A 15,166-nucleotide genomic window follows, 5' to 3' on the forward strand; every position below is an offset into this window, starting at 1 on the left:
CGCCCGCCTTTATTTACCCTTGCTTGCCTGCCGCCGGGCGCTGCCATGCGATGCGCCCGCCGACGACCGTGGCCTGGACCTGCCCGGTCAGCTCGTAGCCGAGGAAGGGCGAGTGCTTGCCCTGGCTGGCGAGCGCCGCGCCGTCGACGAGCCAGCGGACGTCGGGGTCGAACAGCACGACGTCGGCCGCGGCGCCCGCGCCCAGTTGCCCCACCGGCAGGCCGGCGGTGCGCGCCGCGTCGACGGTGATCTTCGCCAGCGCGCGCGGCAGGGCGTCGGCCGCATGCTGGCCTTCGACCCATTTCAGCATCAGCGACAGCAGCAGCTCGAGGCCGGTCGCGCCCGGCGAGGCCTCGGCAAACGGCAGCAGCTTTTCGTCGTCGTCGACCGGGGTGTGGTCGGAGCAGACGGCGTCGATGGTGCCGTCGAGCAGGCCGGCAGTGATCGCGTCGCGGTCGCGGCTGCTGCGCAGCGGCGGCGTCAGGCGCGCGTTCGAATCGAAGAAGCCGATGTCGGCGTCGGTCATGTGCAGGTGGTGCACGCCGACGTCGCAGCTGACCGGCAAGCCCTCCTTTTTCGCCGCGCGCACCAGCTCCAGGCCGGCGGCGGACGAGATGCGGCACAGGTGCACGCGCGCGCCGGTCGAACGCACCAGCTCGAAGATCGTGTGCAGCGCGATCGTCTCGGCCATGACCGGCACCCCGGACAGGCCCAGGCGCGATGCCAGCGGCCCGCTGTGGGCCACGCCGCCGCGCCCGATGTGCGGGTCCTGCGGGCGCAGCCAGACGGTGTAGCCGAAGGTTTTCGCGTACTGCAGCGCGCGCAGCAGGACGTTGGTGTCGAGGATCGGCACCTCGGCCTGGGCGAAGCCGACGCAGCCGGCCTCGGTGAGCTCGGCCATCTCGGTCAGCGCCTGGCCCTTCAGGCCCATCGTCAGCGCGCCCAGCGGGTGCACGTTGGCCAGGTTCAGGTTGCGCGCGCGGTGCTTGAGCATCTCGACCAGGCCCGGCTCGTCCAGCACCGGGTCGGTGTCGGGCGGGCACACCAGCGTCGTCACGCCGCCGCGCACGGCCGCCTGCATTTCCGATTCCAGCGTCGCCTTGTATTCGTAGCCCGGCTCGCGCAGGCGCGCCGAGAGGTCGACCAGGCCCGGCGCAACCACCAGCCCGGTGGCGTCGAGGGTATTGTCGGCCGCGAAACCGGCCGGCGCGGCGCCGATCGATGCGACCTTGCCGTTCTCGATGAACAGGTCCGTGACGGCGTCGATGCCGTTTGCCGGGTCGATCAGGCGCCCGTTCTTGATATGTAGTTTCATCCGTGCGTCCCTGCCAAAATACTCATTACCGCCATGCGTACCGCAATCCCGAAGGTCACCTGCGGCAGGATCACGGCCTGCTTGCCGTCCGCCACCGCCGAGTCGATTTCGACGCCGCGGTTCATCGGCCCCGGGTGCATCACGATCGCGTCCGGCTTCGCCAGCGCCAGGCGCTCGGGCGTCAGGCCATAGCTCTTGAAGTATTCCTGGGCCGAGGGCAGCAGCGCGCCCGACATGCGCTCGTTCTGCAGGCGCAGCATGATGATGACGTCGACGTCCTTCAGGCCTTCGTCCATGTTGTTGAAGACGCGCACGCCCATGTGTTCGAGGCCGCTCGGGAGCAGCGTCTGCGGGCCGATGGCGCGCACTTCCGGCACGCCCAGGGTGGTCAGCGCATGGATGTCCGAGCGCGCCACGCGGCTATGCAGGATGTCGCCGACGATGGCCACGCGCAGGTTGGTGAAATCCTGCTTGAAGTGGCGGATCGTGTACATGTCGAGCAGGCCCTGGGTCGGGTGCGCGTGGCGCCCGTCGCCGGCGTTGACGACGTGGATGTCCTTCTGGCCGCTTTCGTTGAGGTGCTTGGCGATCAGATAGGGCGCGCCGGACTGCGCGTGGCGCACCACGAACATGTCGGCGTGCATGGCCGCCAGGTTGTCGATCGTGTCGAGCAGCGACTCGCCCTTGGTGGTCGAGGAGGCCTGGATGTTCAGGTTGATGACGTCGGCCGACAGGCGCTTCGCCGCGATCTCGAAGGTGGTGCGGGTGCGCGTGCTGTTCTCGAAGAACAGGTTGAACACGCTTTTACCGCGCATCAGCGGCACTTTCTTCACTTCGCGGTCGGAGATGCCGGCGAAGCTCGATGCGGTGTCGAGGATGTGGTGGATGATCGACTTGGGCAGGCCTTCGATGGTCAGCAGGTGCTGCAGCTCGCCGTTCTTGTTCAGTTGCGGGTTATTGTGCAGAATCGGCATTGTCTTCTTCGATCGTGAGCGTGAGTTGTCCGGATGCGCCGCGCGCCAGCGACAGCAGCTGGCGCGGCTCCAGGGTGGTGCGCACGCCGACGAAATCTGGTGCCACCGGCAGTTCGCGCCCGCCGCGGTCGGCCAGCGCGGCCAGCTTGATGCAGGCCGGGCGGCCATAGTCGAACAGCACGTTGATGGCCGCGCGCGTGGTGCGTCCCGTGTAGAGCACGTCGTCGACCAGCAGGATCGTGGCGCCGTCGACGTTGAAGCCGATGTGGGTCGGCTTGACGTCCGGGTGCAGGCCTTTCTTGGCATAGTCGTCGCGGTAGAAGGAAACGTCGATGAAGCCGAGACGTGCCTTCAGGTCGAGGTCGCCGGCGAGCCGTTCGGCCAGCCAGGCGCCGCCCGAATGGATGCCGACGATGGCGGCGTCGGGCACGTCGGCCAGGCCGGCGCGTACCTGTTCGAGCAGGGCGCGGTAGAGCGCCTCGGCATCGAGGTCGTGTTTAGTTGTGGGCATGATCGTCAAAGTACTGTTGCAAAATAATGGCGGCGGCCTTGGCGTCGATGATCTCGCCGCGCTTGGCCTGGATGACGGCCGACGAGTAGCGTTCGTCGACCAGCTCGACCGGCAGGTTGAAGCGGCCATGGAGCTGGTTGGCGAAGCGGCGCGCGCGCAGCGTCATGTCGTGCTCGGCGCCGTCGGGATGGCGCGGCTCGCCGACGACCAGGCGCGCGGGGCGCCATTGTTCGATCAGCTCGCCGATAGTCTGGAAGCGGGTGGCGTTGTCGATGGCCTTCACCACCGTGAGTGGCTGTGCCTGCGCGGTGAGCGTATTGCCCATCGCGATGCCGATACGCTTGATGCCGAAGTCAAATCCAAAAACAATATCAACCATTGTCACGCATGGCCGGCCTCGGTGGCGAGCATCATTGGGTCGATGCCCAGCAGTTTGATGGCGGCGTTGTAGCGCTCCTCGATCGGCAGGTCGAACAGCACGTGGGCGTCGGCGCCCACGGTCAGCCAGCCGTTGCGCGAGAGTTCTTCCTCGAGCTGGCCCGGGCTCCAGCCGGCGTAGCCGATCGACACCAGCATGCGCGCCGGGCCGGCGCCGCTGGCAACGGCCTCGAGCACGTCGATCGAGGTGGTGAAGGCCACTTCGTCGGTGACGTTGAGCGAGGACGAGTAGCGCCCGCTGGGGCTGTGCAGCACGAAGCCGCGGTCGTCCTGCACCGGGCCGCCGAACATGATCGGCTCGTCCACGACGTGCGGACGCAGGCCGTCGGCCACCTTCAGGTCGATGCGGTCGAATAGCACCTCCATCGTCATGTCGGTGGGCTTGTTGATGACGACGCCGAGCACGCCTTTTTCGTTGTGCTCGCAGACGTAGACCACCGCGCCGCCGAAGATCGGATCTTCCATCGTTGGCATAGCGATGAGGAAATGATTGGCTAAATTCAACCCGGATGGTGCCGGACCAATATTGCCGAGCGTTTCACCTTGCTGCGGCAGGCCGGCCATGGGCAGAGTTTTGCCGATTTTGCTCTTCTTCATACGCTGACTCTCTGTTGGCTCGCTCTCGCGGGGTCCGATCAAGCTGCTGCGGGTCGGATGGCGACGATGTCTCGAACCCCTGTATTTGACCACTAGTATCCAGACTACAACATTAGGCTTTTCGTTAGTTTACACTGAAACGCGCGACGAGCCATCGGTAGCGCCATTGCGCGCGCGATCTGAGGTGACCTTGGAGGATCGTAGCCGGTAAAATGGGCCGCCGTGTTGACTGAACACACAATGATTCCGATAAGCAATTCCCTGGTCTGGTTCCGGCGCGACCTGCGCGCCTTCGACCATGCCGCCCTGCATCACGCACTGCGCGATGCCGCTGCCGATGGCGGCGCGGTGCACTGCGTCTTCGTGTTCGATACCGAGATCCTGTCGCAGCTGCCGCGCGACGACCGCCGGGTACGCTTCATCCATGCCTGCCTGGCCGAGCTGGACGCGGAGCTGCGCCGGCTCGGCGGGGGGCTGCTGGTCCGCCATGGCGCGGCACGCGAGCTGATCCCGCGCCTGGCCGCCGAGCTCGGCGCCCGCGCCGTCTACGTGAATGGCGACTACGAACCGGATGCGCTCGAGCGCGACGCGGCCGTGGCGGGGGCCCTGGCGCTCGAGGGCCGCGTGCTGCTCGATTTCAAGGACAGCGTCATCTTCGAGAAAAACGAGGTCATGACGCTGGCCGGCGGTTTATATAGCGTCTTCACGCCCTATAAAAATGCCTGGCTCAAGCGTCTGGCCGCGCAGCCGGAGGCGGCCGCGCCCTGGATGGTCGAACCCTACGCGGCCGCGCTGGCGCCGGCGCCGCAGGCGGCGCTTCCCCGGCTCGCCGAGATCGGCTTCGACGACGGTCCCCTCCCCGCCCCGCCCGGCATGTCGGGCGCGACCAGGCTGTTCGAAGCCTTCCTGCCGCGCCTGGCCGACTACGGCAGCGCGCGCGATTTTCCGGCGCTGGCCGCCACCTCGCAGCTGTCGATCCACCTGCGTTTCGGCACCACCTCGGTGCGCCACCTGGTGCGCACGCTGCAGCAGATGATGGCGCTCGGCGCCGGCGGGGAAGGCGCCCCGGTGTGGTTGTCGGAACTGATCTGGCGCGAGTTCTACGCGATGATCCTGTTCCACCATCCGCATACCGCCGCGCGCGCCTTCAAGCCGGCCTTCGATGCGGTCGAGTGGGAATCGGGCGCCGACGCCGACGAACTGTTCACGGCCTGGTGCGCGGGCCGCACCGGCTATCCGCTGGTGGACGCCGCCATGGCGCAGCTGAACACGACGGGCTTCATGCACAACCGGCTGCGCATGGTCACGGCCAGCTTCCTGGTCAAGGACCTCGGCATCGACTGGCGCTGGGGCGAGCGTTATTTCGCGCGCCAGCTCAACGACTACGAGCTCGCCTCGAACGTCGGCGGCTGGCAGTGGGCGGCCTCGACCGGGTGCGACGCCCAGCCCTGGTTCAGGATCTTCAATCCGGTGACGCAATCGCGGAAGTTCGATGCGGGCGGAGAGTTCATCCGCCGGTTTCTACCGCAACTGGCGGCCCTCGATGGGCGCGATATTCATGCGCCGTGGCTGGTGCCGGCCGATGAACTGGCGGCATGCGGGGTGGTGCTGGGAGAGAATTATCCGCGCCCGGTCGTGGATCACGAGGAAGCGCGGCAAACGACGCTGGCGCGGTTTGCGGTGGTCAAGGCCAGTGCGACGTAGGGTGGGCGGCTGCGCCGCTCACGCGTTCAACAGGTGCCTGAAATATCGCGGCAGTGCCAAGGCCGCTTGAACGCGTGAGCGGCAAAGCCGCCCACCCTACCGGTCATCATTGCGCTGCCGGCGCTTCGCGGCCCAACAGCCCCGCGATCGCCCCCAGCAGCACCGGCTCCTGGTAGGGCTTGCCGAAATACGCATTCACGCCCAGCCCCAGCGCGACGTTGCGGTGCTTGTCCGCCGTGCGCGAGGTGATCATGATGATCGGGATCGCGCTGGTGGCGGCATCGTTGCGCACGTGGCGCACCAGGTCGAAACCGTCCATGCGCGGCATCTCGATATCGACCAGCATCAGGTCCGGCCGCACCTCGGGCAGCTGCGCCAGTGCATCGACCCCGTCCTTGGCCAGGGCGACGCGATAGCCTTCGCGCTCGAGCAGGCGCTGGGTCACGCGGCGCACCGTCAGCGAATCGTCGACCACCATCACCGTCGGCCGCGGCGGGGAAACGGCGGCCGCCGCTGCAGCCGGCGCAGCGCTGCCGGCGTGGCGGCCGAGCGCCAGCGGATTGAGGATCAGGACGATGTCGCCGGTTCCCAGCACGGTCGCGCCGGCAATGCCGGGCACGCGCGCCAGTTGCGGGCCGAGGTTCTTGATCACGACTTCGCGGTTGCCCAGCACCTCGTCGACCTGCAGCGCCAGGCGCTCGCCGGCGCTGTGCAGCACCATCACCGGGCGCGAACGCAGCCCTGGCTCGAAGTCCTCGCCCTCGCCCAGCAAGGCCGGCAGGTAGTGGAAGGGCAGCACCTGCCCTGCCACCTCGAGCACGCCGGCAGCGCTGGCGGCGACCAGCTCCGCTTCGCGCACCTGCACCACCTGCTCGACCAGGGTCGAGGGCAATGCATAGGTCTTGCCGCTGCTGGCCACCAGCACCACCTGGGCGACGGCCAGCGTCAGCGGCAGGCGGATGGTAAAACGCACGCCCTTGCCCGCCTCGGTGGCGATCGACACCTGCCCGCCGAGCGACTGCGCCTCGGATCGCACGACGTCCATGCCGACGCCGCGCCCGGCCAGCTCGGTCAGCGCGTCGGCCGTCGAGAAGCCCGGCGTGAAGATCAGTTCGGCTGCCTCGGCATCCGGCAAGTCTGCCCCGGCGCCGACCAGGCCCAGTTGGCGCGCCTTGGCGCGGATGCGCTCGAGGTCGAGGCCGGCACCGTCGTCGCTGAACTGCAGCACCACCTCGTTGCCCTGCTGGCTGACCTGCACCAGCAATTCGCCGGTCTCGGGCTTGGCGGCGCCGAGCCGGACGGCGCGCGGCTCGATGCCGTGCACGATGGCGTTGCGCAGCAGGTGTTCGAAGGGCGCGGCCATCTGTTCCAGCACGCTGCGGTCGATTTCGACCGCCCCGCCGCGAATGTCGAGGTTGACGCGCTTGTCGGTTTCCTTCGCGGTCTGGCGCGCGACCCGGAACAGGCGCTCGGACAGGCTGGCGAAGGGCACCATGCGCACCCGCATCAGGTCGCGCTGCAGGTCGCGCGTCATGCGCGACTGCGCGGCCAGTTCCTCGCCGGCGCCGTCGACCGTGCGCGACAGCGACTCGTGGAAGGAGGCGACGTCGTTGACGCTCTCGGCCATCATGCGCGTCAGTTCCTGCAGGCGCGTAAACCGGTCGAATTCGAGCGGGTCGAATTCGCGCTCGCCGGCGATCGACATGCGCGAGGCGATCTGCGACTCGGCCTGCATCTCGACTTCGCGCAGCTGGCGGCGCAGGCGGTTCAGGTGATCCGAAAAATCCGACAGCGAGGTCTTGAGCACGCCCATCTGGTTCTCGAGCCGCGAGCGCGTGATCGACACTTCGCCGGCCTGGGTCACCAGGCGGTCGAGGATGTCGGCGCGCACGCGCACCAGCGGCGTGCGCGCTTCGGGTGCCAGCGCCGGTTCGATGGCGGGCGGCTCGCCTTGCACCACATCGGCGGCGGCCTGCGCCGGCTGCACCAGCTGTTCGAACAGCGCCAACGCCTGGTCGTAATTGGCCATCAGCTCGTCGAAGGCGGCCGGCGCGGTGGTGCCGGCGTGGACCATGTTCTCGACTTGCGTTTCGAGTTCGTGGGTGTGCTGGCCGATGCGCATCGCGCCGGCCATGCGCGCGCTGCCCTTGACGGTGTGCAAGGTACGCAACAAGCCCTGGGCCGGCGTGGTGTCGAGCGGGTCTTGCTGCCACTGGCGCAGGCCATTGCCGATCTGCGGCAGCAGGTCGGCCGCTTCCTCGAGGAAGACCGGCAGCAGGTCGGGATCGAGTTCGTCGTGCGGCACCGGCTCCAGGGCCAGCACCGGCGCGGCCGGCAAGGCGACGGGACGCTCGGTGGCGGGCGGCGCCGGTTCCGGCTCCGGTTCCGGCTCCGGTTCCGGCTCCGGTTCTGGCTCCTGTTCCGGCTCCAGTTCCGGCTCCGGTATCGGCTCCGGCTCGACCTGCGGCTCCTCCAGCGGCGCCGCGGGCGCCAGCGAAGGCGCGTCGAACAGGTCGTCGAAATCCAGTCCGAACAGCTCGTCGGCGGCCGCGGCCGGCCTGGTGTCCGCATCGCGGACCGGCGCCGCCGCCATGGCGGCGGCGGGCGGGTCGGCGACCAGGCTGTCGTAAGCCTGGGCGAACAAGGCGTCCAGTTCCTGCGCCAGGGCGGGCTCGGCGTCGCCATAGGCTGCCGCCGCCTGCTGCGCGCCCAGCGCCGCGCGCAGGGCGTCGAGCTGCTCCAGGCTCTCCTGCTGGACCGGCGCCAGTTCGCCGCGCGCAAACGCGGCCAGCATCTGGCGCACCGTCGCCAGCACCGCGTCGAGCACGTCGTGCTGGCCGGGCTGCAGCACCGGCGCCGGCGCGGCCAGCATCCCGAGCGTGGCTTCGAGGCTGCAGGCCAGGTCGCGCAATGCGGCGAAGCCGACCGTGGCCGAGGTGCCGGCCAGGGTATGCACCGCCGTCAAGGCCTCGTCGCTGACCGGGCGCCCCGCTTCGTGGCGCCACTCGCCGAAGTCGCGCTCGAGCAGGCGCAGCAGCTCGTCGGTCTCGGCCACGTAGATGTTGTACAGCGCGAGCGGAATGTCGAGCGTGCCGACCCGGCGCATGCCGTCGTCGGGCGGCGCCACCGGCCGCGTCGCCGCCGGCAGCGTGAACACGTTGTTCGCCGCCGGGGTTTCGGTTTCGGCTTCGGCTTGCGGCGCCTGCTCGACGTCCGTACCCGATTGCGCGGCCACGCTGCCGCCCGCCTGTACCCGCTCGGCAGCAGCGATCAGTCCGGCGCCGTCGCGGCTCGATGCCCCGGCCTGCGCCAGCTCGGCCACCCACGGCGCCAGTTGCGCATGGGCGTGCTCGATCAGGGCCAGCAGGTCGGCAGTAGCGGCGCGGCCGTCGGCCAGCCACAAGTTCAGGGTGCGCTCGAGTGCCGCGGCGGCCGCCGCGAAGGCCTCGAGCTCGACCATCCGCGCACTGCCCTTGAGCGTGTGGAAGGCGCGCCGCACCGTCGTCAGCGCATCCTGGGCAGCCGGGTCCTGGACCAGCAGCGGCAGCGTCGCGGCCACGGTGCCCAGCACTTCCTCGGCCTCGAGAATGAAAATCTCCAGCAGTTCGGCATCGGCGGCCGCGTCGGGTTCAGGCCCAGGTACCAGTGCGGGCGCCGGCGCAGGTTCCTGGACCGGCGCCGGACGCTGTGCCTGCGCCGCCTGCTCGTAGCTCAGTTCGAGCAGCAGGCCGGCTTGGCTGTCGAAGGCGAAGCGGCTCCTTGCGCCCGCGTTGTCTTGCGCCAGCATGTCGGTAAAGAAGCCCAGCGCGCCGATGTTGCGGGCGATGTTGTGCAGCGTCGCGGCCTGGGCCTGGACGTCACCGTCGCCTTCGGCCAGTTCCTGCACCGATGCGCGCACGTGCTGCGCGGCGCGCGCCGCCTCGTCCTGGTCGAGGATGCTCAGGGCGCCTTGCACCTGGTGCAGCAGCGGTGCCGCGCGCTCGAGTGCGCCGCGCTGTGCCAGCGGCGCGTCGTAGTATTCGTCGAGCAGTTTTTCGACCTGGCGCAGGCCCGACTTGATCTCGCCGGCCAGCACGGCCACCGTCTGCCCCTGCTGGACCTGGCGCGTCAGCTCGTTCTGCCATGGCGGCGCCTCCGGCGGCGTGTCGCCGGCGGCCACTGCCAGCAGGCGCCGTCCGAGCGCCTGCGCGTGTTCCTCGAAATCGGGAGGCAGCTGGCGCACCTGGTCCAGGCCCTGTTCGGCGAACAGCAGCGCGCCGGCCATCTCCAGGCCGAAGCCCTCCTTGCGGCGCGCCGGGCCCGCATCGGCAGCGGCCTGCGCCAGGTCGCGCAAGAGCTGCGCCAGCGCCGGCGCGCCGAGCCGGGCGCCGGCTTCGGCCAGGCCGGCCAGCGCCTGATGGAAGTCGGCTTCGCGCGCGGCGTCGGGGTGCAGCGCGAGCTGGTCCCAGCCGGATGCGGCGCGCGCCAGCGCCTCCTTGGCGTCGCGCAGCGCGGCCGGGTCGACCTTGCCGTAACGGCGTTCGGCATAATCGAGCGGCACCGCGTCGTGCAGGCGGAAGGCCTGGCGCAGCGCGGCCGCCTCCCCTTCCGCCGCGGGTGCGGCGGCGACGAAGAACAGCGCGTCGCGCAGCATCGCCTCGGGCAAGCCGTCCTGGCCTTGCGACAGGCGGCGCAGCTGCAGGTTCACCTGGCCGAACAGCTGCTTGACGTACAGGTCGCCCGCCAGCGCCCCATCCGCCACCAGGCGCGCGACGCTGCGCAGGGCGCGCCAGAAGGTGCGCTCGCGCGCATCGAGCCGCGCATCGGCGAGCGGGGCGATGGCCTCGAACAGCGCGTGGGCGTTCGCGCGCTGGGTGCCGGCGTCGGGACTTTTCAGGTAGGGCAGCAGCGCCTTTTCGAAACGCGCGCGGCAGCCGGCGTAATCGGGGGCAGGCGCATCCGGCGCAGCAGGCAGCTCGAGCGTGCTGCCGGTGTCGACGGCGAGCAGGTCCGCGGGGTGGATGCGTTCGGCGCCGAGCAGTTCCTGCAGCGCCCGATAGTAGGGGAACAGGCGCACCGGCTGCGGACGCGCCGGCCGCGCATGCGCGCCGGCCATCAGCTCGTCGAGGTATTCGACGATCGCCCCGTAGGCCTCGCGCACGGTCGTCGCGTGCTCCGGCGTGCAGGCCAGGCTGCGGTCCTTGAAGGCGTCGAGCGCGCGCTCGGCGGCGGCGGTGAGCAGCCCCACCCCATCGACGTCGACCATCTGCAGTGCGCCGTGCGCCTGGTGCAGGTGGGTCTTCGCGTGCAGCAGCAAGGTTGGCTGGGCTTCGGCCGAGCGCGTGGCGGCGTCGCCCAGGGCGCTGCCGGAACGCTCAAACGCGCCGCGGATCTCGCCGATCACCCACGACAAGGGTCCGGTATCGAAAGCGCCGGTATGAAAAGCGCCGCTATCGAAAGCGCTCGCCTGCGGAGAAGAAGTCATGGTCTCTGGTTCGATAGGGCTCAAGCGGCGACGCGGAAGCGCGACACCGAGTTTTTCAGTTCCTGCGCCAGCTCGGCCAGCTGGTGGATCGATTCGGCGGTCTGGCGGGTGCCGGCCTGGGTATGCTCGGTCACCGACAGGATGTGCTGCATGTTATGGGCCACGCCGTTGGCCGAGGTCGCCTGCAGGCTGGTCGCGAACGAAATTCCCTGGATCAGCTCGGCCAGGCGGTTCGAGACGCGCGAGATGTCGGCCAGCGCCGCGCCGGCGGCGTCCGACAGGCGGGCTCCCTCGACCACGCCCTGGGTCGATTTTTCCATCGCGGCGGCGGCGTCGTGGGTATCGGTCTGGATGGTGCGCACGAGCGCGCCGATCTGCTTGGCCGCGTCGCCGGAGCGTTCGGCCAGGCGCTGCACTTCCTCGGCCACGACCGAGAAGCCGCGCCCCGCTTCGCCGGCCGACGCGGCCTGGATCGCCGCGTTCAGCGCCAGCACGTTGGTCTGCTCGGTAATGTCGGAAATGAGTTCGGTGATCTCGCCGATCTCCTGCGAGGATTCGCCGAGGCGCTTGATGCGCTTCGAGGTTTCCTGGATCTGCTCGCGGATCTCGTGCATGCCGAGGATCGCGTTCTGCACGGCCGTGGCACCCTGCTCGGCCGCGGCCACCGACTGGCGCGCGACGTCGGCCGATTCGTTGGCCGACTTCGACACGTCGGTGATCTCGCCGGCCATGCGCAGCACGGTCGACGAGGCTTCCTCGATCTCGCGCGACTGCTGCTCGGTCGCGCCGAGCAGGGTGCTGGAGGTCAGTTGCGCTTCGTTCGAGGCCAGCGTCACCTGTTCGGCGGTGTTGGTCACGCGCAGCACCAGCCCGCGCAGTTCCTCGACCGTGTAGTTGACCGAGTCGGCGATCGCGCCGGTGATGTCTTCCGACACGGTGGCGTGCACGGTCAGGTCGCCGTCCGCCACTTCCTGCAGTTCGTTCATCAGGCGCAGGATCGCGGCCTGGTTCTGGTCGTTGGTGGCCTTGGCCTCTTCTTCCTTGGCCTGGGCCAGCTGGCGCTGCGCTTCCGCCTCGCGGCGGCGGGTGTCGGCGCCGCGGGTGCGGTTGCGCGAGTCCTGCAGCATGACGCGGCTGATCGAGCCGGCCGTGGCCAGCGTGAAGATCGAGGCCACCACCAGCAGCCAGAACCAGGCGCTCTGCGAGTCCTGCTGCTCGCGGTAGCTGCCCTGCAGCGCGGCCACTTCCTTCTTGACCACTTCGTTGTCGCGGTGGATGGTGCGCGCGGCGGCGCGCGCCGTCGAATAGGCGACCGGATTGTCGAGGAAGGGCGCGAAATCCTTGCGGAAGGCATCGAAGCGCACCTGCACCTGGCCCAGCTTGGCGCGCAGGTCCTCGTTCTGGCGCGCGGCGTTCCCAAGCAGCAGGGCTTCCAGCGCATGCTCGAAGGCGGCGCTGTCGGCGCCGATGCGCACGGCGGCGTCGTCGCGCGGCACGCCGATGGCGAAGAAACTGTTGGCGCCGCGCGCCAGGCGCTGGGTCAGCATCATCATGCGGCCGATGGCGGCCAGTTCGCGCGCGCTGGCGCCGCGCTCCACGTTCTGCGTCATCAGGTCTTCGGTCAGCACCAGCATTTCCGAGGCCAGCGAATCGAGCTGGCGCACGCTCTTGTCGAAGGCGGTCAGCGCCGGCTGCATTTTGAGGATGTTGGCCGCGCCCTGGTCGGAGGCGGACCAGGTGGCGCGCACCCGCCCCAGCAGCGCGTTCTGGCGCCCGCTCGCGGCCGGCACCGTAATGCCGCCCAGCTCGCCGCCCTTGGCCAGCAGCTGCAGGTCGCGGTTGACCTCGACACGGCTCTCGGCCAGCTGGGTGAAGGAATCGGCGCTGCCGGCCAGCGCGTTCGGCGCCGCCTTGCCGACCCGCTGCGAGTGCATCAGCAGGTCGCCCGCGACCTGGACCTGGGCCGCCACCCGGGCGTTCACGGCGGCGTTCTGCCACATCCCGAGGATGGTCAGGAGGATGCCGGCGCCGAAGGCGACCAGCAGGATGCGCAGCTGGCGCGGCAGCGACAGGTGGCCGATCAGGGGCAGGCTGAGATTGTCTTCTTCCGCTTCCTCGGCGGCGGCCGGGGCGCGCCGGCGCAGCAGGTTCCCGAGGCGTAGCATGGCTTCCTCGGCCGAACCGGCGCCGAGCGTCGATGGGGCAGACGGGGCCTCGGCCGCGGCTGGCCGCCCGGCGCCGTCCGGCATGGCGAGCAGGCCGGGACCGAAGCGGGTATCGGGCGACGCCAGCACGGTATCGTCCTCCGTCTTGCCTTTCGAGAGAAAATCCAGACTCATCTTCGACGCGATTCCCATTCCGGCTCCTGTCCTGCGGTTTTTAGTTATTGGTGTAGTTAACTGGATCGAGTGCGACGTGCAGGAAGCGTTCTTCCCGCACCAGCGCCGCCAGCGACAGCGGCGTCCATGCCTGGCCCTCGGCGTCGCGCATGCGTTCCCCTTCGGGCGTCATGGCCGCCGCCCGGCGCAGGCCGACCACGCGCGTGACCAGCAGCGCGCAATTGACGCCCAGGCGCGGCGCCAGCGACACCAGGCGCGCCTCGGGACCGGCCGCGCTGGCGCCGGCATCGAAGTAGCGCGCCAGGTCGATCACGCCCAGCAGGCTGCCGCGCACATTGGCCAGCCCCAGGTACCAGGGCTGGGTGCGCGGCACGCCGGCCAGGCCGGCCTGGGGCACGATTTCGCCGGCTTCGGTCAGGGCCAGCAGGTAGCGCTCGCTGCCGATCACCACGCCCAGCTGGTGGCCGGTGTCGGCGGCGCCGTTCTGCGCGGCCTGCATGCGCGCCAGGAGCTGGGCCTGGTAGTCGCGCAGGCGGGTGCGGCGCGCGGCCTGCGGCGCCAGGTCGCGCTGGTCGAAACGGTCGACGCCGGCGTTCATCAGGCGCCGAGGGCGGCGATGCGCGCCAGTAGCTGGGCCGGATCGACCGGCTTGACGAAATAATCCTTGGCGCCCTGGCGCATGCCCCAGATACGGTCGGTTTCCTGGTTCTTGCTGCTGCAGATGATCACCGGGACCGTCGACAGTTCCGGGTCGCGCGCAATCGAACGGGTCACCTGGAAGCCGTTCGCGCCGGGCATGACGACGTCCATCAGGATCAGTTCGGGGCGCTCGGCGCGCATCTTGAGCAGCGCGTCCTCGCCGTTATCGGCGGTGGAAACGGAAAAGCCGTTCTTCACCAGGATGTCGGTCAGGTAGTAGCGTTCGGTCGGCGAGTCGTCGACGATCAGGATCTTGTGTATGGCCACGTGGGCTCCGCAATTCGGTTAATCAGGCCTTGGCGGCCGTATGCTCGCGGACGGCCGCCAGCAGGGTGTCTTTTGAAAATGGCTTGGTGAGATAGGCGCTCGAGCCGACCATCGCGCCGCGCGCGCGGTCGAACAGGCCGTCCTTCGACGACAGCATCACGACCGGCGTCGCGTGGAAACGCGCGCTCTTCTTGATCAGGGCGCAGGTCTGGTAACCGTCGAGCCGCGGCATGAGGATGTCGCAGAACACCAGCGCCGGGTGATGGTCGTTGATCTTGGCCAGCGCGTCGAAGCCGTCCTCGGCCAGCACCACGCGGTAGCCGGCCTGGGTGAGGAAAATCTCAGCCGAGCGGCGTATCGTGTTGCTGTCGTCGACCACCATGACGGTGAGATCGGGTGCTTGCTGCGATGTCGTCATTTTCGTTTCACTTCAGCATGGTTCGCCAAGATAGCACAGGGAAAATGGCTTGTGCGGAAAGTGTTGCTTAGTATCAACTAAGCGCAAACGAGCGGGGAAAAAGGGTGAAAACGCTGACAACAGGCGGGGTGGATTTGATAACGGACTTGCGTGATTGACAATGAATCGTGGGGTGTGGCCGGGCCGCGCAGGCTCCGCCCACACCCTACGTATCGCAGCAGCTCGGCTGCCGCGACTTCGGTCTATCAAATAGCGGTCATCTCAAAATCGTCCTTGCGGGCGCCACATTCCGGACAGGTCCAGTTCATCGGCACGTCGGCCCAGCGCGTGCCCGGGGCGATACCGTCGTCCGGTGCACCCGCTTCTTCATCGTAGACCCATCCGCAGATCAGGCACATCCAGGTCTGGTAGGCGATTGCGGTCGTTTCATTACTCACGTT

11 protein-coding genes and 1 pseudogene are annotated in these 15,166 nt (G+C 69.0%); 1 reads left to right on the plus strand and 11 read right to left on the minus strand.

What is annotated here, in order from left to right; translation table 11 throughout:
• Window positions 1-13 precede the first annotated feature (13 nt).
• The 5 genes and pseudogenes from ACFPAH_RS07330 to ACFPAH_RS07350 all read right to left on the minus strand — a co-directional run bounded on the left by ACFPAH_RS07330 (window position 14) and on the right by ACFPAH_RS07350 (window position 3,802).
• Window positions 14-1,315 (minus strand): dihydroorotase, encoded by a 1,302-nt coding sequence (locus ACFPAH_RS07330; protein ID WP_379742845.1) that lies wholly within the window; start codon window positions 1,313-1,315, stop codon window positions 14-16.
• Window positions 1,312-2,280: pseudogene (locus ACFPAH_RS07335) on the minus strand (aspartate carbamoyltransferase catalytic subunit); the annotation flags it as partial. The gene ACFPAH_RS07330 and the pseudogene ACFPAH_RS07335, both read right to left, overlap by 4 nt.
• Window positions 2,270-2,800: a bifunctional pyr operon transcriptional regulator/uracil phosphoribosyltransferase PyrR gene (gene pyrR, locus ACFPAH_RS07340; protein WP_379742848.1), complete on the minus strand. Its 531-nt coding sequence runs from the start codon at window positions 2,798-2,800 to the stop codon at window positions 2,270-2,272. The gene pyrR and the pseudogene ACFPAH_RS07335, both read right to left, overlap by 11 nt.
• Entirely contained in the window at window positions 2,787-3,179 is a 393-nt protein-coding gene (ruvX, locus tag ACFPAH_RS07345) for a Holliday junction resolvase RuvX (protein WP_379742851.1), read from the minus strand. Before ruvX ends, pyrR begins: the two co-directional genes overlap by 14 nt.
• 2 nt (window positions 3,180-3,181) lie before the next feature.
• Window positions 3,182-3,802, minus strand: a complete 621-nt coding sequence (locus ACFPAH_RS07350) for a YqgE/AlgH family protein (protein WP_379743035.1) — start codon at window positions 3,800-3,802, stop codon at window positions 3,182-3,184.
• 273 nt (window positions 3,803-4,075) lie between these two features.
• On the opposite strand from ACFPAH_RS07350, the gene ACFPAH_RS07355 reads away from it, so the two are divergent.
• Window positions 4,076-5,539 (plus strand): cryptochrome/photolyase family protein, encoded by a 1,464-nt coding sequence (locus tag ACFPAH_RS07355; protein ID WP_379742854.1) that lies wholly within the window; start codon window positions 4,076-4,078, stop codon window positions 5,537-5,539.
• Between the two features lie 106 nt (window positions 5,540-5,645).
• Here ACFPAH_RS07355 and ACFPAH_RS07360 read toward each other — a convergent pair whose 3' ends face one another.
• The 6 genes from ACFPAH_RS07360 to ACFPAH_RS07385 form a co-directional block, all read right to left on the minus strand.
• A complete protein-coding gene (locus tag ACFPAH_RS07360; RefSeq protein ID WP_379742857.1) occupies window positions 5,646-11,003 on the minus strand; it encodes an Hpt domain-containing protein in 5,358 nt (1,785 codons plus the stop codon).
• A 20-nt stretch (window positions 11,004-11,023) separates the two neighbouring features.
• Window positions 11,024-13,360 (minus strand): methyl-accepting chemotaxis protein, encoded by a 2,337-nt coding sequence (locus ACFPAH_RS07365; RefSeq protein ID WP_379742860.1) that lies wholly within the window; start codon window positions 13,358-13,360, stop codon window positions 11,024-11,026.
• A gap of 22 nt (window positions 13,361-13,382) precedes the next feature.
• Window positions 13,383-13,940, minus strand: a complete 558-nt coding sequence (locus ACFPAH_RS07370; protein ID WP_379742863.1) for a chemotaxis protein CheW — start codon at window positions 13,938-13,940, stop codon at window positions 13,383-13,385.
• Window positions 13,940-14,308 (minus strand): response regulator transcription factor, encoded by a 369-nt coding sequence (locus ACFPAH_RS07375; RefSeq protein WP_379742866.1) that lies wholly within the window; start codon window positions 14,306-14,308, stop codon window positions 13,940-13,942. Before ACFPAH_RS07375 ends, ACFPAH_RS07370 begins: the two co-directional genes overlap by 1 nt.
• Window positions 14,309-14,330: 22 nt before the next feature.
• Window positions 14,331-14,726 carry a response regulator gene (locus tag ACFPAH_RS07380; protein WP_379742869.1) on the minus strand — a complete coding sequence of 132 codons (396 nt, stop codon included), beginning with the start codon at window positions 14,724-14,726 and terminating at the stop codon, window positions 14,331-14,333.
• A gap of 245 nt (window positions 14,727-14,971) precedes the next feature.
• Window positions 14,972-15,124, minus strand: a complete 153-nt coding sequence (locus tag ACFPAH_RS07385) for a rubredoxin (RefSeq protein ID WP_136221333.1) — start codon at window positions 15,122-15,124, stop codon at window positions 14,972-14,974.
• Window positions 15,125-15,166 lie beyond the last annotated feature (42 nt).

It is taken from the genome of Massilia sp. GCM10023247, from assembly GCF_042653325.1.
Taxonomy (GTDB): domain Bacteria; phylum Pseudomonadota; class Gammaproteobacteria; order Burkholderiales; family Burkholderiaceae_D; genus Telluria.